Here is a 20,128-nt window from a genome sequence, read left to right on the forward strand (position 1 = left end):
TTCCGTGCTTAAGAACCTATGGGGATTGTTGGCGCATGCGCAAACTATTTTTTCGACGAGTTTGAATCAGTTGCCCTCGTCGCTTCCCCCAAGCTCCTGACCTGCGCAAAGCGCGAGGACATCGGATCCGAAGCGGTTGAGCTTGCGCACGCCGACGCCCGGGATCCGGGCCAGCTCGCCCTCGTCGTCCGGCGCGGCCTCCGCGATGGCGATCAAGGTCTTGTCCGTGAAGACGCAGTACGGCGGCTGTCCCAGCTGCCGCGCCTGGCCCGCGCGCCACTCCCGCAACCGCTCGTAGAGCCCTTCGTCCATGTCGGACGGGCAGTCCTCGCAGCGCATGAGCTTCATCTCACCCGCGTCGGTCAGGGAGCGCCCGCAGACCCGGCACCGGGCCGGTGTCCTGCTCGTCCGCCGACGGCTGCGGGCACCGCCGATCGGCTCGCCCGCGCTGCCGCGCTCCACGCCTCCGGGACCGCCGCCGACGGCGCGGGCTCCCGCGCCCGCCCCGGAGCCGGGGCGCAGCCCGTCGAGGAAGCGGCTGGGCCGGCGGCCCGGTCGCCCGCCCGGCGAGCGGGACAGTGCCCAGGACAGGGAGAGGTGGAGCCGGGCCCGGGTGACGCCCACGTAGAGGAGTCGGCGCTCCTCCTCGACCTGCTCGTCCGTCTTCGCGTACGTGATCGGCATCATGCCCTCGGCGAGGCCGACCAGAAAGACGGCATCCCACTCCAGGCCCTTGGCGGCGTGCAGCGAGGCGAGCGTGACGCCCTCCACCGTCGGCGCGTGCTGGGCGTTGGCGCGCTCGTCCAGCTCCGCCACGAGGTCGGCGAGGGTCGCGTCCGGCTTGGCCCGTGCGAAGTCCTCGGCGAGGCGCACGAGGGCCGCCAGGGACTCCCAGCGGTCACGGGCCGCGCCCGAGCCTGCCGGGGGCTGTGTCGTCCAGCCCTTCGTGGAAAGGACGGCCCGCACCTGTGAGGGCAGGTCCACGACGTCGTCCAGGAGGGAGTCGTTCCCCCCGAAGCGGGCCGCTCCGCGCAGGGCCGCGCCCGCCTCCCGGACCTCGGTGCGCTCGAAGAACCGCTCGGCGCCGCGCAGCTGGTAGGGCACGCCCGCGTCGGCGAGCGCCTGTTCATAGATCTCGGACTGGGAGTTCGTACGGAACAGGATGGCGATCTCGCTGGCCGGGACTCCGTCGGCCAGCAGGGCGCGGATGCGGCGGGCGGCACCCTCAGCCTCGGCGGGCTCGTCCGCGTACTCCGTGTAGACCGGCTCGGCCCCCGCGTCGCGCTGCGAGATCAGCTCGAGGCGGTGGTCGGCGGCGCGGCCGCGGGCCTGGGAGAGCAGGCCGTTGGCGAGGTGGACGACCTGGGGCGTGGAGCGGTAGTCACGGACGAGCTTGACGACCGTCGCCCCCGGATGGCGGGTGCGGAAGTTGAGGAGATGGTCGGGGGTCGCGCCGGTGAAGGAGTAGATGGTCTGGCTGGCGTCACCGACGACGCAGAGGCTGTCGCGGTCGCCGAGCCACAGCTCCAGGAGGCGCTGCTGGAGCGGGCTGACGTCCTGGTACTCGTCGACCACGAAGTGCTGGTACTGGGCGCGGATCTGGTCGGCGATGTCGTGCCGGTCCTGGAGGATGCCGACGGCGAGGAGCAGCACGTCCTCGAAGTCGATGACCGCGCGGTCCCGCTTCAGGTCCTCGTACGCGGCGTAGAGCTGGGCGATCTCCGCGGCGTCCCGGGGGATGAGGCGGCCGGACTTCGTGGCGGCGGCCACATAGTCGGCGGGCACGGTCTGGGTGACCTTGGACCATTCGATCTCGCTCGTCACGTCCCGCAGTTCGTTGCGGTCCAGGCGGACGCGGCAGGCGGCGGCCGCGTCGGCGACGAGCTTGATCTTGCGGTCGACGATCCGGGGCAGCTGGCCACCGACCGCTTTCGGCCAGAAGAACTGGAGCTGGCGCAGGGCGGCGGAGTGGAACGTGCGCGCCTGGACCCCGGAGGCGCCGAGCTGCCGGAGCCGCCCGCGCATCTCCCCCGCGGCCCGGTTGGTGAACGTGACGGCCAGCACACTGGCGGGCTGGAGGATGCCCGCGCGCACCCCATAGGCGATCCGGTGGGTGATGGCCCGGGTCTTGCCCGTCCCGGCACCCGCGAGGACACACACCGGCCCGTGCAGGGCGGTGGCCACCTCGCGCTGCTCCGGGTCGAGCCCGGCGAGCACCGCGTCGGCAGAGTCCGGGACCTGCGGGAAGAGGGTGGAGTGCGTTGCTGATGTCACCCCGCCATGCTGCCAGGTCGGCGGAGACGCGTGAGCCGGTTGTCCACAGGGAGGCCGGTGCAGTCGTACTAATGCGGGAATGGTGGCCGGGTCGCGTACGTTCGAGTCAGTGCGACGACGCACCCGAGCCAACAAGGAGCGCGAGACGACATGCCGGGCACTGTGACGATGTACAGCACCACGTGGTGCGGCTACTGCCGCCGGCTCAAGGGCCAGATGGACCGCGAGGGCATCACGTACAACGAGATCAACATTGAGCAGGACCCGGATTCCGCGGCCTTCGTCGAGAAGGCGAACGGCGGAAACCAGACGGTTCCCACCGTCCTCTTCCCGGACGGCTCGACCCTGACGAACCCGTCGCTTGCCCAGGTGAAGCAGGCGCTCGGCGCGTGACACCCGCGCCCCACGAAACCTCCGACCGGCCTTCGCGCCTGCCGGGGGTTTCGTGCTGTCTCCCGCCTGAGGCGCCTACTGGCCCACGGTGCCCGGCTTCGGCAGGGGCTTTCCGTACCAGAGCTCGATCAGCCGGGCCGCGATCGAGATTCCGTACGGAGGCAGGACCTCGCCGGACTCGAATGCGGCCCGCAGGTCTTCGCGGGAGAACCAGCGGGCCTCGGAGATCTCCTCGCCGTCCACGTTGATCTCCGAGGACGTGGCGCTCGCCATGAAGCCGAGCATCAGGCTGGAGGGGAAGGGCCAGGGCTGGCTCGCGACGTACTCGACGTCGCCGACCGTGACGCCCGCCTCCTCGAAGACCTCGCGGCGCACCGAGTGCTCGATGGACTCACCGGGCTCGACGAAGCCGGCGAGGGTCGAGAAGCGGCCCTCGGGCCAGTGCACCTGGCGGCCGAGGAGCGCGCGGTCCTCGTCGTCCGTCACCAGCATGATCACTGCCGGGTCGGTGCGCGGATAGTGCTCGGCGCCGCAGGCCTGGCAGCGGCGGATGTGGCCGGCCGCGGCGATGACGGTGCGCTCGCCGCAGCGCGAGCAGAAGCGGTGCAGGCGCTGCCAGTTCTCCAGGGCCACCGCGTGCACCATCAGGCCCGCGTCGCGGGGCGACAGGAGCAGGCCCGCCTCGCGCAGGCCCGCGGCGCGCGCCGACTGGTCCATGCGGCCCGGCAGCGAGTCCTTCTGGAGCGCGAAGTAGCTGACGCCGTCGTCGTCCGTGCCCAGGAAGTAGCGATGGGCCTCGGTGAGGGGCGCCTCGAAGGACGGCGTCATCACCAGTTCGGTGCTGCCGTCCGCGGTCTCGTCGATGAGCACCTGACCGCCGCAGACCACGAAGACCCGCGTCGTCGGGTGGCTCCAGGCGGCGGCCAGCCAGGCCTCGTCGAGGCGGTGGTGGGCCGCGCGATCGATGCCGCTCGGCGAGGTGAGCGAGAGCGGACGATCAGCGGTGCGGTCGGTCCAGGTGGTCACAGGTGCTTCCAACTCCCCCGATGGAACGGTTGATTCGGCAGGACGGTGGTCTCAGTGTGCATCGCGCCAGTGCCCGGCGAGATCGCCCCACAGGTAGGCCGTCGTCTCGACGCCCTTGAGGAGCAGGTCGAGCTCCACCTTCTCGTTCGGTGCGTGCCAGCCGTCGGACGGGACGGAGATGCCCAGGAAGAGCACGGGTGCGGCGAGTACGTCCTGGAGGTCGGCCGCCGGTCCCGAACCGCCCTCCCGGGTGAAGCGGATCGGCTGCTCGAAGGCCTGTCCCATCGCCCGTACGACGGACTGCAGGGCCGGGTGGTCGAGCGGCGTGAGGCACGGGCGCGTGGCGGCGCCGAACGTGATCGTGTGGCTGATTCCGGCCGGCAGCTGGTCGGCGACCCAGGTGCGCACGGCCTCCTCGACGCGGTCCGGGTCCTGGCCCGCGACCAGTCGGAAGGAGAGCTTCAGGAACGCGGACGCCGGGACGATCGTCTTGCCGCCCGGTCCCTGATAGCCGCCGCCGATGCCGTTGACCTCGGCCGTGGGGCGGGCCCAGATGCGCTCCAGGGTGGTGTGGCCCGCTTCTCCGTGGGTGGCGTGCGACTTGGCCGTACGCAGCCAGCGCTCTTCGTCGAAGGGCAGCTCGGCGAAGAGTTCGCGCTCGCGGTCGGTGAGTTCGACGATGCCTTCGTAGAAGCCGGGGACGGCCACGCGTGCGTGCTCGTCGTGCAGGGCGGCGACGAGACGGGCGGCGGCGGTCGCCGGGTTCGGTACGGCGCCGCCGAAGGACCCGGAGTGGATGTCCTGGTCGGGGCCGCGCAGCTCGATCTCGCAGTCGGCGAGGCCGCGCATGCCGGTGCAGACGGTGGGGGTGTCCTCCGCCCACATGCCGGTGTCCGAGACGATCACGGCGTCGGCGGCGATGCGGTCCTTGTGCTCCTCGATCAGCGCGCGGAAGTTCGGGGAGCCCGACTCCTCCTCGCCCTCGATCAGGAGCTTCAGGTTCACTGCGGGGGCGGTGCGGCCGGTGGCGGCGAGGTGGGCGCGGACACCGAGTGTGTGGAAGAACACCTGGCCCTTGTCGTCGGCGGCACCGCGCGCGTAGAGGCGGTTTCCCTGGACGACGGGCTCGAACGGGTCGGTGTGCCAGCCGTCCTCACGGGCGGCGGGCTGTACGTCGTGGTGCCCGTAGACGAGAACCGTGGGCGCCTGCGGGTCGCCGGAGGGCCACTCGGCGAAGACGGCGGGGGCGCCCGGCGTCTCCCAGACCTCGGCGGTCGGGAAGCCGGTCTCCTTGAGCTTGGCGGCGAGCCAGTCGGCGCTGGTGCGCACGTCCGCGGCGTGGTCGGGCTGGGCCGACACCGACGGGATGCGCAGCCACTCGGCGAGGTCGTCGAGGAAGGCGGCGCGGTGGTTCTCGATGTACGTACGGACAGCGCTGACGCCACTGTCAACGACGCTGTCAACGGGCTTGCTCATGGTCACGAGCCTAGCCGCCCACCGTGACCGGCTCGTCCGGTGGTTCGTCATACGGACGGCCGCCCTGTCCGGCGGCCGGATCGCCGTCGGGATCGGCGCCCGGCTCGCTGCCCGGCTCGGTGCCCGGCTCGGTGCCCGGCTCCTCCAGGAGGATCCGCTCCAGTTCCGCCCGGCCGGGCAGGCGGGCGGGGCGGGCCGTCTCCCCGCTGCGGACGTAGAGGAACGTCGCCTTCACCGACTCCGGGGGTACGTCGTGCTGCTCGGCCCAGGCGAGGCGGTAGACGGCGAGCTGCAGGGGGTCGGCGGTGCGGGTCCTGCTGGTCTTCCAGTCGACGATCTCGTACGTCACGTCGTCGCCGTCGACCTCCTTGTAGACCGCGTCGATCCGGCCGCGGACGACCCGGCCCGCGATCGCCAGCTGGAAGGGCACCTCGACGCGGTGGGGCGCACGGTGGGCGTACTCGGTGCGCTCGAAGGCCTCCTTCAACGACTCCAGGTCGCGCTCGTCGGCGATCTCGGCCTCTCCGGGGGCGCCGCCCGGCAGCTCGTCCGGGCCGAGCAGCGGGAGCCGGAGCTCTTCGAAGCGGGTCTCCATCCAGGCGTGGAAGCGCGTGCCCCGACGGGCGGCCGGCTGCGGAGGCCGGGGCATGGGCCGTGCCAGTTCCTCGGCGAAGCCCTCCGGGTCGGCGGCGAGGCGCAGCACCTCGGAGGCGGTGAGGGAGGCGGGCACGGGGATGTCCCTGATGGCCTCGCGGGCGCGCAGCAGCTCGCCGGTGAGTGCGTCCAGGTCCCGGTCCCAGGAGGCGAGCGTGCGGGCTTCCTCCGGGGTGAGGCCGGGCTGCTCCGGGGTGAGGCGGGGCGGCTCCTCTGGAGGGGCCTCTGGGGTCTCCGGGGCGGCCTCGGTCGGGTGCGGGCGGACGCGGACGTCGTCGGGGGCGGGCGCGGGGTGCGGCACCGTCGGGCGTTCGTGGGACAGCGCCTCCCAGTCCTCCGGGGCGTCCGGGAAGTCGGCCTCTTCATAAGGAGGTTCGCCGTAGGGAGATTCGTCGTCCTCGGGCGGCGGCGGCCAGTCCGGGTCCTCCGGAGGGGCCGGCTCGTGGGAGCGTGCGGCGTCCGGCGTCTCGTCGCCCGTCAGGCGGTCCAGGTGGGCGAGGACGGTCCGCGCGGCGGCCCTGCGGCGCTCCAGGGATACGTCGTCCAGCGGCAGCGGCCACGCCTGCTCGGCGGACGCCTCCGTCAGTGCGGGGTTCTCCTCGCCCTCCTCCGGTTCGTCAGCCCAGGCCTCGATCTCGCCGTGCCCCGCCGCGCAGTGGTCGTACAGCGCGAGGAGGAAGTCCGAGGGGCCGCGCGGCTTCTTCTGGGAGGGGCCCCACCAGTGGCCGGAGCCCAGGAGCAGCGAGCGGGGGCGGGTGAACGTGACATAGCCGAGGCGGAGCTCCTCGGTGCGCTGGTGCTCCTTCATCTCCTCGTGGAAGGCCTTCATGGACCGGGAGTCCCACGCCCCGACGTCCGGCAGGGTCGCCGCGTCGCCGCGCAGCGCGTGCGGCACGACCTTGCCCTGGGCGGTCCACTTCTCCCGGCCCTGCGCGCTGGGGAACGTCCCGGTGACCAGGCCGGGGACGGCCACGACGTCCCACTCCAGGCCCTTGGACTTGTGGGCGGTGAGCACCTTGACCGTGTTCTCGCCGCCGGGCAGCGCGTTGTCGAGGCCCTTCTCGTACTGCGCCGCCGTACGCAGGAAGGCCAGGAAGGCGAGCAGGCTCGCCCCGGTGTCGTTCGCGGCGAAGGACGCGGCGACGTCCAGGAAGTTCGAGAGCGTCTCCCTGCGGCGGGCCGCGAGGGCGTGCGGCGACGCGGACAGCTCGACCTCCAGGCCCGTGACGGCGAGCACCCGGTGCAGGACGTCCATCAGGGGGTCCGACAACGAGCGCCGCAGATCGCGCAGTTCGGCGGCGAGGCGGGCGAAGCGGACCCTCGCCTCCGGCGAGAAGGGCAGCCCGTCGTCCTCGGTGTCGTCGCCCTGCGGCGCCTCCAGGAACGTGTCGAGCGCGTCCGCGAGCGATATCACCTCGGCCGGGTCGACCCCCTCCACGGCCGCCGCGAGGCGGCTGTCGGGGTCGTCGGGGGCGAGGTGCCCATGGCGTACGAGAAGGCGTGCGCGGCGGCCCAGGAGGGCGAGGTCACGCGGGCCGATGCGCCAGCGCGGGCCGGTGAGCAGGCGGACCAGCGACGCGTTGGCCCCCGGGTCCTGGAGCACCTCGCAGACGGCCACGAGGTCGGCGACCTCGGGGAGATGGAGCAGTCCGGAGAGACCGACGACCTCCACGGGGATGTCGCGGGCGACAAGGGCGCCCTGGATCTGCGCGAAGTCCGTCGCGGTGCGGCACAGGACGGCGATCTCGCCTGGGGCCTTGCCGGTGCCGACGAGGTGGGCGATGGAGTCGGCGATCCAGTCGATCTCCTCGGTGTGGGTGCGCAGCAGGGCGCAGCGCACCACGCCGTCGTGCTCCGCGCCGGGTGCGGGCCGCAGGGCCTCCACGCCCGCGTGCATCGCGCGCAGCGGCCCCGCCAGGCCGTTGGCGAGGTCGAGGAGGCGGCCGCCGCTGCGGCGGTTCTCGCTGAGCGCCTGGCGGGTGGCGGGGCGTCCGTCGGCGTACGCGAAGTGCTCGGGGAAGTCGTCCAGGTTCGCCACGGAGGCGCCGCGCCAGCCGTAGATCGCCTGGCAGGGGTCGCCGACGGCGGTGACCGGGTGGCCGGTGCCGCCTCCGAAGAGGCCTGCCAGGAGGATGCGCTGGGCCACGGACGTGTCCTGGTACTCGTCGAGCAGGACGACGCGGAACTCGTCGCGCAGGATCTCGCCGACCTCCGCGCGGGTGCGGGCCAGCGTCGCGGAGAGGGCGATCTGGTCGCCGAAGTCGAGGAGGTCGCGGGAGCGCTTCGCTTCCCGGTAGCGGCCGACCAGCTCGGCGAGGTCGAGCCGGGCCGCCGCCGTCTCGGGCACCTTGCGCAGGTCCGCGTTGGAGAGCTTGGCGGTCTCCAGGGTGCGCAGCAGTTCGGTGTCGTACGCCCGGAGCCGGTCGGGGCGGACGAGGTGCTCGGACAGCTCGCTGTCCAGGGCCAGGAGGTCGCTGACGAGGTCGGGGAAGGAGCGGGTCAGCGCGGGATACGGTCCCGGCGCCTCGCGCAGCACCCGCGCGGCGAGCTGGAAGCGGGTGGCGTCGGCGAGCAGCCGCGCGGTGGGCTCCAGGCCGATGCGCAGGCCGTGGTCGGTCAGGAGGCGGCCCGCGAAGGCGTGGTACGTGGAGATGACCGGCTCGCCCGGCGGGTCTCCGGGGCCCGGGGCGTCCAGCGCCTCGGGGTCGGTCACGCCGGCCTTGACCAGCGCCTGGCGGACCCGCTCGGCGAGTTCACCGGCCGCCTTGTTCGTGAACGTCAGGCCGAGGACCTGCTGGGGGGCGACCTGGCCGGTGCCGACCAGCCAGACCACGCGCGCCGCCATCACCGTCGTCTTGCCGGAACCGGCTCCGGCCACGATCACCTGCGGGGCGGGCGGCGCGGTGATGCAGGCCGTCTGCTCCGGGGTGAACGGGATGCCGAGGAGCTCTTTGAGCTGCTCGGGGTCGGTGATACGAGGTGGCACGTCAGAGAGGCTAGCGGTGGCCACTGACAACCGGGGCGGGCCCGGACGCCAGTGGCCACCGTCACCCGCGTGACTTCACGGGGAGCCTTGCGTCAGAACTTCACGGGACCCGGGGGTCAGGACTTCATGAGCTCTTCCATGTCCATGACCTCGTCCGGGGCCGGAGCCTTCACGACGACGGGCTTGCCGTAGTCGCTGAAGTACATGGTGCCCGGGTCGTCCTTGCCCGACGTGACGACCTTCAGGAAGTACGGCTTGCCCTCGGCGGCCACGTAGTACGTGGACTTCTTGCCGGCCTTGTTCTTCGTCAGGACGGCCGCCTTGACGCCGTCGACCTCGGAGTCCTTCTCGCGCTTGAGGTCCTTGAGCTCGTCGGACTGGAACATCTCGTCCGAGTCGCAGGCGCCGCCCTTCTCCTGGTTCGGCGACTTCACCCACTTGTCGGCCATCTTCGAGGTGTCGACGCCGCCCCCGCTGCTGCCCATGGCGTCCTTCCAGAACGCCTCGTCGCCCTTCATGTACTGGGTCGTGCCGGACACCAGCAGCTCGGCGACGCCCTGGGCGCCGCCGTCCATCTTGCCCTTGCAGTCACCGGACTTGGCGACCGAGAAGTCGACCTTGAGCGGCTTGCCTTCCTGCTGGCCTTCGCCGGACACCTTGAAGGAGCCCGCGCCCTTGGAGGCGTCGGCCGCCTTGTCGGCGATCTTGTCGGCGCTCATGCCCTCGAAGGGGTCCTTGTCCTCTTCCCCGCCGAAGCAGCCCGTGAGGCCGACGATCGCGGCGGCACTGGCGACGGCCGCGGCCAGGAGCTTCCGGTTGGCTGCCATGTATGTATCTCCTCGGAAAGGTGCACGATCGGAGGATCCGCCGAGTGCACAGATCAGCTTTACCGAGACTTTAGATGGCCTGTGAGGCTGCTATGAACACGGCTCCCGATACGTGAGCTTGGCCACTTAAGGCGTGGTTGCCGCTTATGTCACTCCATGACGGCCGCTTATGTCACTCCACGACGGCCGCTTATGTCACTCCACGACGGCCGCTGATGTCACTCCACGACCTGCCGGCCCTCCGGGCGGGCGCTGCACGAGGCTCGGAAGGCGCAGTGGGTGCAGTGCTGGCCCGTCGTGGGCGAGAAGCGTTCGTCCAGGACCTTGCCGGCCGCCGTGGCGAGCAGATCGCCCACCCACTCTCCGGAGAGCGGCTCCTGGGCCTGCACCTTGGGGAGTGTCTCGCCGCCGTCCTTCTTGGCGGCCCCCTGGCGCAGCTGCACCAGTTCCGCGCCGCCCGGTTCGGGGCGTACGCCGTCGAAGGCGTCGTCCACCGCGCCCTCGCGCAGGGCGAGTTGATAGACGGCGAGCTGCGGATGGCGGGCCACGTCGGCGGCGCTGGGGGCCTGCTTTCCGGTCTTGAAGTCGACTACGTAGGCGCGTCCTTCCCTGTCCTGCTCGACGCGGTCCATGGAACCGCGGACGCGCACTTCGTAGGGGCCCGCTTCCAGGGTCACGTCGAAGTCGTGCTCGCTGGCGACGGGTGTGCGGCTCGCGCGGTCCATCACATGCCACTGGAGGAAGCGTTCGAGCGCCACGCGCGCGTGCTCCTTCTCCTGCGCCGACTTCCAGGGGGCGTCGAAGGCGAGGGAGTCCCAGACCGAGTCGAGGCGCTCCATGAGGACGGCGAGGTCGGCGGGGGTCCTGCCGGAGGCGACCTCGTCGGCCAGGACGTGCACCACGTTGCCGAAGCCCTGGGCGGCGGTCGCCGGGGCGTCCGCCTTGACCTCGCGGCCCAGGAACCACTGCAGGGAACAGGTGTTGGCGAGCTGGTCGAGGGCGCTCCCGGAGAGCACGACGGGCTTGTCGCGGTCGCGCAGCGGGATCTCGCTCGCCGTCTGCTCCTCCATGCCCCACCAGCGGTAGGGGTGCGCGGACGGCACGAGGGGCCGCCCGTCGGCGTCGCCGAGCGCGGCGAGCCGTGCCAAGCGCTGGGCGGCGGCCTCCCGCAGGGCGTCCGAGACGCGCGGGTCGACGGTCGTGGCACGCAGCTCCGCGACGAGCGCGGCGACGGACAGCGGGCGGCGCGGGCGTCCTGTCACGTCCTTGGGCTCGACGCCGAGTTCGGTCAGGAAGCGGGAGGGCTGGTCGCCGTCGTCGGCGGGTGCCTTGACGGCGGTGACGACGAGGCGTTCTCGCGCGCGCGTGGCGGCCACGTAGAACAACCGGCGCTCTTCGGAGAGGAGCGCTCCGGGGGTGAGTGGCTCGGCGAGGCCGTCGCCGCCGATGCGGTCGGCCTCCAGGAGGGAGCCGCGGCGGCGCAGATCGGGCCAGAGTCCCTCCTGGACGCCCGCGACCACCACGAGCCGCCACTCCAGGCCCTTGGAGCGGTGCGCCGTCATCAGGCGTACGGCGTCGGGGCGCACGGCCCTGCGGTTGAGGGTGTCCGCGGCGATGTCCTGCGCCTCGGTCTCCTCCAGGAAGTTCAGGGCGCCGCGCCCCCCGGTGCGTTCCTCCGCGCGCGAGGCGTACGCGAACAGGGCGCAGACGGCGTCGAGATCGCGGTCCGCGTTGCGCCCGGCGGCCCCGCCACGGCGTGCGGTGCGCTCCAGGCGGCGCGGCCACGGAGTGCCGTCCCACAGCTCCCAGAGGGCCTCCTCGGCGGTGCCGCCGCCCGCGAGGCGCTCACGGGCCTTGCGGAGCAGCGCGCCGAGCCGCTGGGCGCCGCGGGCGTACGCGGGGTCGTGCGCGACGAGCCGCTCCGGCTCGGCGAGGGCACGGGCGAGCAGTTCGTCCGACGGCGGCGGCAGATGGTTCCCCGCGGCGCGCTCCTCCTCGCGCAGCGCCCGGCCGAGGCGGCGCAGGTCGGCGGCGTCCATGCCGGCGAGGGGGGAGGTGAGGAGCGTGAGGGCGGTCTCGGTGTCGAGCCAGGCGGACGTGTCCCCGGAGCTGCTGGACGCGTCCTCGGCCCCCTCCGCCGCTTCGGGCACGGCCCCGGACTCCGCCACCGCCACCGCCCGCAGCGCCGTCAGCAGCGGCGTCACCGCCGGCTCGTGGCGCAGCGCGATGTCGTCGCCGTCTATGTCCAGCGGGACGCCCGCCGCGGTGAGGCTGCGGCGGACCGTGGGGATCGTGTGGGCGCCCGCGCGGACCAGGACCGCCATCTCGCCCCAGGGGACGCCGTCCTCCAAGTGCGCGCGGCGCAGGATGTCGGCGATGTTGTCGAGTTCCGCGCCGGACGTCGGATATGTGTACGCCTCGACCCGGCCGCCGTCCCGGACCGCGGCAAGCTCGCGGTGGGCCCGCACCTTCTCCGCGGGCAGCCGGGTCAGCGGCATGCGGCGGGTGAGCAGCCGGGTGGCGGCGAGGAGCCCCGCGCCCGATCTGCGGGACGTGGTCAGGACCTCGACCGGTGCCGGGGTGCCGTCCGCGCGCGGGAACTCGGTGGGGAACTCCAGGATGCCGTTCACGTCGGCGCCCCGGAAGGTGTAGATCGACTGGTCGGGGTCTCCGAAGGCGACCAGGGAGCGCCCGCCGCCGGCCAGCGCGTCGAGCAGTCGTACCTGCGCCGGATCGGTGTCCTGGTACTCGTCCACGAACACCGCGTCGTACTGCGCGGCCAGCGCCCGCGCGACCTCCGGGCGGCGCGCGAGCAGCACCGCGCGGTGCACCAGTTCCGCGTAGTCGAGCACTCCTTGCATGTCGAGTACGTCGAGATACTCGGCGAGGAACGCCGCTGCCGCGCCCCAGTCGGGACGTCCCGCGCGGCGGGCGAACGCGCCGAGGGCGTCGGGGCCGAGGCCCAGCTCGCGGCTCCGGGCGAGCACCGCGCGCACCTCGTCGGCGAAGCCCCGGGTCGTCAGGCAGGCGCGCAGCTCGTCCGGCCAGCGGACGTGGTCGATCCCCTCGGACTCCAGGTCGATCTGGCCCGCGAGCAGCTCGCGCACCGCCACGTCCTGCTCGGGGCCCGAGAGGAGGCGCAGCGGCTCGACGAACAGATCGGCGTCCTGGTGGGCGCGGATCAGGGCGTAGCAGAAGGAGTGGAAGGTCGTCGCCTGCGGGGCCTTCGCCGCCCCTATGCGCAACGCCATCCGGTCGCGCAGCTCGACCGCGGCCTTGCGGCTGAAGGTGAGGACCAGGACCCGCTCCGGTTCCGTGCCCTTCGCGATCCGCGCGGCGACGGCCTCCACCAGGGTCGTCGTCTTCCCCGTACCGGGTCCCGCCAGGACGAGAAGCGGTCCTCCGGAGTGGTCAACCACCGCGCGCTGAGGTGCGTCAAGACGAGGGGGATCCACGCGGACCGGCGGGGTGCGCACCAGTCGATAGGCGCCTGGGGTCCCCTGTCGTACCTGGTGGTGCGACGGGTGCCGGGTGTGCCGGGCGGATGAAGGGGAACTCACGTGGGTCGCCGGTCCTGGTGGGTCTGCTGGTCGAGAAACGGTGGCGTGGTGGCTGCGGGGTGAGGGAAATGCGTGCTGTCGACGCTACGCCAGCGGGCGTGCGGGACGCGTGGCTTCCCCCGTACGGGCCACCGGTCCCCCATGTGGCCGCAGGATGGCGGAAGCTGTCAGGTGTGAGCCTCCGGAGCCACGGCCACCTCGCCGCCGTCCCAGCGCGCCCTGCGCATGTCGATGCGGGGCAGATGACCCTCGGCCGCACGGCTCGCCCCGCGCAGCGGTGTGCCCTCCGCGCGGTAGTGGCCGAGGGCCCGCAGCTCGTGGCCCGGCAGCAGATGACCGTCCGCGCGCACCACGCGCCACCAGGGAACCGCGCCTCCGTAGAGGGCCATCACCCGGCCGACCTGCCGGGGGCCGCCCTCTTCGAGCCACTCCGCCACGTCTCCGTACGTCATCACCCGTCCCGGCGGGATCAGCTCCGCGACCTCGAGGACCCGCTCCGCGTACTCGGGGTACTCCGAAGGCCCCTGCTCCGATCGGCTCTCCTCGCTCATCCGGACCATCTTGCCGTACCCCACCGACACCGTGACGACCCGGCGACAGAGCGTGCGCTACGCGACAAACTGGCGCCCCTTGAGCACTTCGCGCCCCCGGATCGCACCCTGATGCCCCCCTCTGTCCGCCGGACATGCCACCATCATGCGGGCGGTGACTGGTGATACGAGATCAAGAAGAGGCGACGGAGCAGCAGGATGTGCACCCCGATGAGACGGCGGGCACCCCTGCGGCCGAGGCGCACCCGGACACCGGTGGGCACTCCCTGAAGAAGCACGAGAAGCACGAGAAGCACTCCGAAGAACCGTCGAACGGCGGGGAAGAGGGCGCGCACGGCGCGTTCGCCCCCGACGACGGGGCGGCGGACGTGTTCGGCCCCGACGACTGCGCCGACGAAGGCGCGGACGCGCACACGGACCGTGTCGCGGGCGACGAACCGCTGCTCGCCGCGCGTGTGCACCGCCCCTCGGACCTGATGCGGCTGCTCGTCGGCATCCTCGGCATCGCCGTGGTCCTCGCCATCGCGGCGTTCGCGCACGGCACGACCTCGGGGCTCGCCCAGGACATCGACAAGGGCACCGACCAGGCACCGGACCTGCTGATCAAGTTCGCGGGCCTGACCGCGAGCATCGGCGTCCTGCTCGTCCCCGTCGCCTTCGCGATCGAGCGTCTGGTCAAGCGGGACGGGCTGCGCATCGCCGACGGCGTGCTCGCGGCGGTCCTCGCGCACGGCGTGACGCTCGCCACCGACCTCTGGGTCGCCAAGGCCGCCCCGGACTCCATCCAGGAGGCGCTGACCCGGCCCTCCCCCGCCGATCTGCACGCGCTCACCGATCCGGTGCACGGCTATCTCGCACCCGTGATCGCGTACATGACAGCAGTCGGGATGTCCCGCCGACCACGCTGGCGCGTCGTGCTGTGGGTGGTGCTGCTGCTCGACGCCTTCACCATGCTGGTCACCGGCTACACCACGCCGTTCTCGATCATCCTCACGGTGCTGCTCGGCTGGAGCGTCGCCTACGGAACGCTGTACGCGGTCGGCTCGCCGAACGTACGGCCCACCGGGCAGACACTCCTCGCCGGACTGCGGCACGTCGGCTTCCACCCCGTCAGCGCGGCCCGCGAGGAGTCCCCCGACAGCGCGGAGCACGGCGACCGCGGCCGCCGCTACTTCGTCACCCTGGAGGACGGCGCCCCGCTGGACGTCACGGTCATCGACCGCGAGCAGCAGGCGCAGGGCTTCTTCTACCGCGTGTGGCGCAGGCTGACGCTGCGCGGCATCACCCAGCGCCGCAGCCTGCAGTCGCTGCGCCAGGCGCTGGAGCAGGAGGCGCTCCTCGCGTACGCGGCGATCGCGGCCGGGGCCAACGCGCCCAAGCTAATCGCCACCTCCGAGCTCGGCCCCGACGCCGTGATGCTCGTCTACGAGCACATCGGCGGCCGCTCCCTGGACTCCCTGCCGGACGAGGCCATCACCGACGAGCTGCTGTGCGACACCTGGCGGCAGGTGCAGGCGCTGCAGTCGCGGCGGATCGCGCACCGCAGGCTCGCGGGCGACGCGATTCTGGTGGATCGTTCCGGCAAGGTGATCCTGACCGATCTGCGCGGCGGTGAGATCGCCGCCGGCGACCTGGTCCTGCGGATGGACGTCGCCCAGCTCCTGACCGCCTTCGGGCTCCGGGTGGGCGCCGAGCGCGCGGTCGCGACCGCCCTCGACGTACTCGGCCCGGACACCGTCGCCGACTGCCTGCCGCTGCTCCAGCCCATCGCGCTGACCCGCTCCACCCGCGCCACCCTGCGCAAGCTCGCCAGGGAACGCTCCCAGCGCGAGCGCGACGCCGTCCTGGAGGCCTCCCGCAAGGCCAAGCAGGCCCGCACGGAGGAGGCGGCCGCCGAGGCCGCCGAAGGCCCCGACCGCAAGGCCGTGCGCGCGGAGAAGCAGGCCGAGAAGCAGGCCATAGACGTGGCCCTGGAGCAGGCCCGCGAGGAGGACCTGCTCACCCAGATCCGCCACCAGGTGCTGCTCATCAGGCCGCAGGCGCCCGTCGAGCCCGCCCAGCTCGAACGGATCAGGCCGCGCACCCTGATCAGTTTCATCGCCGGTGCCATCGGCGCGTACTTCCTGCTCTCCCAGCTGACCCAGGTCGACTTCGGCACGATCGTGGGCGAGGCCGAGTGGGGCTGGGTCGCCGTCGCCGTGGCGTGCTCGGCGCTGAGCTACTTCGCGGCGGCGATGAGCCTGCTCGGCTTCGTGCCGGAGCGGGTGCCGTTCCTGCGGACCGTGCAGGCGCAGGTCGCCGGGTCGTTCGTGAAGATCGTGGCGCCCGCCGCGGTCGGCGGCGTCGCGCTCAACACGCGGTTCCTGCAGCGCTCCGGAGTGCGGTCCGGACTCGCGGTGGCCAGTGTCGGGGCCTCGCAGCTGTTCGGGCTCGGCTCGCACATCATGCTGCTGATGATCTTCGGCTATCTGACCGGTACGGAGAAGACGCCGTCCCTGACGCCGTCCCGCACCGTCATCGCCGGTCTGCTCTCGGTCGCGGTCCTCGTGCTCGTGGTGACCGCCATCCCGTTCCTGCGGAAGTTCGTCGTCACGCGCGTACGTTCGCTGTTCGCGGGCGTCGTGCCGCGCATGCTCGACGTGCTGCAGCGGCCCCAGAAGCTGCTCACCGGCATCGGCGGCATGCTGCTGCTCACCCTGATGTTCGTGCTCTGCCTGGACGCCTCCGTACGCGCCTTCAGCAGCTCGGAGATGAGCAATCTGACCCTGGCCAGCGTCGCCGTGGTGTTCCTCGCCGGAAACGCGCTCGGCTCGGCGGCGCCCACGCCGGGCGGTGTCGGCGCGGTCGAGGCGACGCTCACCTTCGGTCTGATCGCCGTGGGCGTGCCCAAGGACGTCGCGGCGCCCGCGGTACTCCTGTTCCGACTGCTCACGCTGTGGCTGCCGGTGCTGCCGGGGTGGCTGTGCTTCAACTATCTGACGCGGAAGGGCCTTCTTTAAGAAGAGGGTGGCCCGCCGCCAAGAGAAGCCCGATCACGGAAGGCCGAGCCAGCCGTGCGCCCCGTCTGCGCCCCCCGCAGGATGGGAAGCATGCCCAACCACAAGGCGCGCGCCACTGCCCTGGCCGCCACCGTCGTCCTGCTGTCAGCGACCGCCACGGCCTGCGGCGGCGACGACGCCAAGGACGAGGACCTGTCGGCCCAGAAGCTCCAGTGGGAGGACTGCCCCGAGCCCTCCGCCTCCGAAGGAGGCGGTGAGGCCCCGTCCCCGCTGCCCGGCGGCACCGAGTGGCAGTGCGCCACCATGAAGGCCCCCCTCGACTGGGAGAAGCCCAAGGGGGACACCCTCGACATCGCCCTGATCCGCGCCGCGGCGAGCGGCGCGAAGGACAAGCGGATCGGCTCGCTGGTCTTCAACTTCGGCGGCCCCGGCGGCTCCGGCATCACCACGCTGCCCGCCTTCGGGGAGGAGTATGCCAAGCTCCGCACCCGCTACGACCTGGTCAGCTTCGACCCGCGCGGGGTCGGCCGCAGCGCGGGCGTCAAGTGCGAGGACGACGACGAACTCGACACGTACTTCCAGCAGGACGCGACCCCCGACGACGACGCCGAGCGCAGGGAGCTCGTCGCCAACGTGAAGGGCTTCAACGGCGCCTGCGAGAAGAACTCCGGCGAGGTGCTCCCCCACGTCCGCACCACCGACGCCGCCCGCGACATGGACCTGATGCGCCAGGTGCTCGGCGACGACAAGCTGCACTACTTCGGCATCTCGTACGGCACCGAACTCGGCGGCGTCTACGCCCATCTGTTCCCGAAGAAGGTGGGCCGTGCCGTCTTCGACGCGGTGGTCGACCCCACCGAGACGGCGGAACAGGGCTCGCTGGGCCAGGCGAAGGGCTTCCAGCTCGCGCTCGACAACTTCGCGAAGGACTGCACCTCGCAGGCCGACGACTGCCCGGTCGGCGACACCGAGCAGGACGTGAAGGACCGGATCGCGAAGCTCCTGAAGGACCTCGACTCCAAGCCGCTGCCCGCGCTCTTCCCGCGCGAGCTGACCCAGACCGCCGCCACGAACGGCATCGCCCAGTCGCTGTACTCCAAGGACTTCTGGCCGTACCTCACCGAAGGCCTCGACCAGGCCTACGACGGCGACGGCAAGATCCTCATGACGCTCTCCGACTCGATGAACGGCCGCAACGAGGACGGCTCGTACAGCAACATCCAGGCCGCGAACATCTCCATCAACTGCGCGGACGACAAGGCGCGTTACACGGCCGACTACGTGGAGGAGAAGCTCCCCGAGTTCCGCGAGGCGTCGCCCCTGTTCGGCGACTACCTGGCCTGGGGCATGGTCGGCTGCACCGACTGGGCGGTGCCGGGCGCCGCCGACCACCCGGACGTCAGCGCGCCGGACGCGCCGCCGATCGTCGTCATCGGCAACACCGGCGACCCGGCCACACCGTACGAGGGCGCACGGAAGATGGCGGACGCGCTGGGCAAGGGCGTCGGCGTCGAGCTGACGTACAAGGGCCAGGGGCACGGGGCGTACGACAGCAAGAACAAGTGCGTACGGAACGCGGTGAACGGCTATCTGCTGGACGGCACCGTGCCGAAGGAGGGCACGGTCTGCGGCTGACGGAGGCGCAGGGCGGGCACGGTGCACGCATAACGGACCAAGCCCGCCAAGGCCGCTGTCGGTGGCCCCGCCTACTATGGCTTGACTGTCTTCCGAGGGGGGAAGCGCTCCATGCCGCGTTTCGCACGGTCAGTACGGTCAGCAGCCCTGGCTGCCGCGGGAGTCCTGGTGGCGGGGCTGGCCGTCGGCTGCGGCGGATCGTCGGACGGCGGCGATGACGACGCCAAGCCGGCGCCGAAGGGCCCCGAGCAGCGGCCCGCGCCGGACCCCTCCTCCACCCTGCCCGCCTCGATCAACGCGCAGAGGCTCGACTGGGGCGGCTGCAAGGCGACCGGCCAGGACCCCGCGCCGGGCTCCGAGTGGCAGTGCGCGACCCTCAAGGTCCCCCTCGACTACGAGAAGCCGGACGGCGAGACGATCGACGTGGCGCTGATCCGCGCCCGGTCCACCGGCAAGGGCGAGCGCATCGGCTCGCTGCTGTTCAACTTCGGCGGCCCCGGCGGCTCCGGCGTCTCCATGCTGCCGTCGTTCGCCGACTCGTACGACACGCTGCGCGAGCGGTACGACCTGGTGAGCTTCGACCCGCGCGGCGTCGCGGGCAGCGCGGGCGTGCGGTGCCGCAGCGACAAGGAGACGCAGGCCGCGGAGTCCGTCGACCTCACTCCGGACACCCCGGCCGAGGAGGCGGCGTACTTCAAGGACGCGGCCGACTTCGGCGCGGGCTGCGAGCGGAACGCGGGCAAGCTCCTCGCCCATGTCTCGACGGTCGAGGCGGCCAAGGACATGGACGTGCTGCGTCAGGTGCTCGGCGACAAGAAGCTGCACTACATGGGCATCTCGTACGGCACCGAACTGGGCGGCGCCTACGCCCACTTGTTCCCGAAGAAGGTGGGCCGCCTCACCCTCGACGCGGTGGTCGACCCGGGCGCGGACTCGGTGGGCCACGCCAAGAACCAGGCGCGGGGCTTCCAGCGGGCCCTGGAGAACTATCTGAAGTCCTCGGGCCAGGACCCGAAGGCGGGCTCGCAGAAGATAGTGCGGCTCCTGAAGCGGCTCGACGAGAAGCCGCTGCCCGCATCGGGCGACCGGAAGCTCAACCAGTCCCTGGCGATGACCGGCATCACGGTCACGCTCTACAGCCAGCAGAGCTGGCCCGCCCTGACCCGCGGCCTCGAACAGGCCGAGAAGGGCGACGGCTCGGCGCTGCTCCAGCTGGCCGACGCCTACAACGAGCGGGATCCGTCGGGCAGTTACAGCACGCAGGCCCACTCCCAGCGTTCGATCTCCTGCCGCGACGACAAGCAGCGCAGGACACCCGCCGAGGCGAAGGGGCAGCTCGCCGAGTTCCGCGAGATATCGCCGGTCTTCGGGGAGTTCATGGGCTGGGACACGGCCGGCTGGTGCCATGACTGGCCGGTGCCGGGCCTGCACGACTCCCCCGAGGTCAGCGCCCCCGACGCGGACCCGATCCTGGTGGTCGGCAACACGGGGGATCCGGCGACGCCGTACGAGGGTGCGCGGAAGATGGCCGACGAGCTCGGCAAGGGCGTCGGCACGATGCTGACCTGGAAGGGCGAGGGCCACGGGGCGTACGGCAGCGGGAGCGACTGCGTCGACGACGCGGTGAACGCGTATCTCCTGGACGGCGAGGTCCCCAAGGACGGCAAGGTCTGCGAGTCCTGAGGCAATCCAGCCCGTCCGGCGTTTGAGGACGAGCCCTTAAGGCGATCAAACGGCCACAAAGATG

Annotated in this window: 11 protein-coding genes; 4 read left to right on the top strand and 7 right to left on the bottom strand. The window is 72.0% G+C overall.

What is annotated here, in order from left to right; translation table 11 throughout:
• Positions 1-66: 66 nt before the first annotated feature.
• On the bottom strand, positions 67-2,355 hold the full coding sequence (locus ACIBKX_RS19775; RefSeq protein ID WP_363271766.1) for an ATP-dependent DNA helicase UvrD2: 2,289 nt from the start codon (positions 2,353-2,355) through the stop codon (positions 67-69).
• A gap of 69 nt (positions 2,356-2,424) precedes the next feature.
• Between ACIBKX_RS19775 and ACIBKX_RS19780 the strand changes: the two genes are divergently transcribed.
• The gene (locus ACIBKX_RS19780; RefSeq protein WP_363271567.1) at positions 2,425-2,667 is read left to right on the top strand and encodes a mycoredoxin; all 243 of its coding nucleotides are present in this window, start codon (positions 2,425-2,427) and stop codon (positions 2,665-2,667) included.
• 75 nt (positions 2,668-2,742) lie between these two features.
• Here ACIBKX_RS19780 and nudC read toward each other — a convergent pair whose 3' ends face one another.
• From nudC to ACIBKX_RS19810, 6 genes are all read right to left on the bottom strand, one after another.
• Complete coding sequence (gene nudC / locus ACIBKX_RS19785; protein WP_363271568.1) at positions 2,743-3,693, bottom strand: NAD(+) diphosphatase; 951 nt, start codon at positions 3,691-3,693, stop codon at positions 2,743-2,745.
• A gap of 51 nt (positions 3,694-3,744) precedes the next feature.
• Positions 3,745-5,169 (bottom strand): dipeptidase, encoded by a 1,425-nt coding sequence (locus ACIBKX_RS19790; protein WP_363271569.1) that lies wholly within the window; start codon positions 5,167-5,169, stop codon positions 3,745-3,747.
• A gap of 10 nt (positions 5,170-5,179) precedes the next feature.
• Complete coding sequence (locus ACIBKX_RS19795) at positions 5,180-8,809, bottom strand: ATP-dependent DNA helicase (protein WP_363271570.1); 3,630 nt, start codon at positions 8,807-8,809, stop codon at positions 5,180-5,182.
• A gap of 116 nt (positions 8,810-8,925) precedes the next feature.
• Entirely contained in the window at positions 8,926-9,636 is a 711-nt protein-coding gene (locus ACIBKX_RS19800) for a hypothetical protein (protein ID WP_363271571.1), read from the bottom strand.
• A 218-nt stretch (positions 9,637-9,854) separates the two neighbouring features.
• A complete protein-coding gene (locus ACIBKX_RS19805) occupies positions 9,855-13,112 on the bottom strand; it encodes an ATP-dependent helicase (protein ID WP_399375854.1) in 3,258 nt (1,085 codons plus the stop codon).
• 251 nt (positions 13,113-13,363) lie between these two features.
• The gene (locus ACIBKX_RS19810; protein ID WP_363271573.1) at positions 13,364-13,747 is read right to left on the bottom strand and encodes an MGMT family protein; all 384 of its coding nucleotides are present in this window, start codon (positions 13,745-13,747) and stop codon (positions 13,364-13,366) included.
• Between the two features lie 161 nt (positions 13,748-13,908).
• Here ACIBKX_RS19810 and ACIBKX_RS19815 point away from each other — a divergent pair, with 161 nt between their 5' ends.
• The 3 genes from ACIBKX_RS19815 (at position 13,909) to ACIBKX_RS19825 (ending at position 20,064) form a co-directional block, all read left to right on the top strand.
• Entirely contained in the window at positions 13,909-16,746 is a 2,838-nt protein-coding gene (locus tag ACIBKX_RS19815) for a lysylphosphatidylglycerol synthase transmembrane domain-containing protein (protein WP_363271574.1), read from the top strand.
• A gap of 90 nt (positions 16,747-16,836) precedes the next feature.
• A complete protein-coding gene (locus tag ACIBKX_RS19820; RefSeq protein ID WP_363271575.1) occupies positions 16,837-18,381 on the top strand; it encodes an alpha/beta hydrolase in 1,545 nt (514 codons plus the stop codon).
• Positions 18,382-18,492: 111 nt separating this feature from the next.
• Positions 18,493-20,064: an alpha/beta hydrolase gene (locus tag ACIBKX_RS19825; protein WP_363271576.1), complete on the top strand. Its 1,572-nt coding sequence runs from the start codon at positions 18,493-18,495 to the stop codon at positions 20,062-20,064.
• The last annotated feature ends 64 nt before the right edge of the window (positions 20,065-20,128 follow it).

It is taken from the genome of Streptomyces sp. NPDC050658 (assembly GCF_044457025.1).
In the GTDB taxonomy this organism is placed as follows: Bacteria; Actinomycetota; Actinomycetes; order Streptomycetales; family Streptomycetaceae; genus Streptomyces.

Excerpts from the sequence above, each read along its gene's own strand:
- ACIBKX_RS19780 (WP_363271567.1), top strand. The coding sequence starts at position 2,425 with ATGCCGGGCACTGTGACGATGTACAGCACCACGTGGTGCGGCTACTGC.
- ACIBKX_RS19790 (WP_363271569.1), bottom strand. The coding sequence starts at position 5,169 with ATGAGCAAGCCCGTTGACAGCGTCGTTGACAGTGGCGTCAGCGCTGTC.
- ACIBKX_RS19800 (WP_363271571.1), bottom strand. The coding sequence starts at position 9,636 with ATGGCAGCCAACCGGAAGCTCCTGGCCGCGGCCGTCGCCAGTGCCGCC.
- ACIBKX_RS19810 (WP_363271573.1), bottom strand. The coding sequence starts at position 13,747 with ATGAGCGAGGAGAGCCGATCGGAGCAGGGGCCTTCGGAGTACCCCGAG.
- ACIBKX_RS19820 (WP_363271575.1), top strand. The coding sequence starts at position 16,837 with ATGCCCAACCACAAGGCGCGCGCCACTGCCCTGGCCGCCACCGTCGTC.
- ACIBKX_RS19825 (WP_363271576.1), top strand. The coding sequence starts at position 18,493 with ATGCCGCGTTTCGCACGGTCAGTACGGTCAGCAGCCCTGGCTGCCGCG.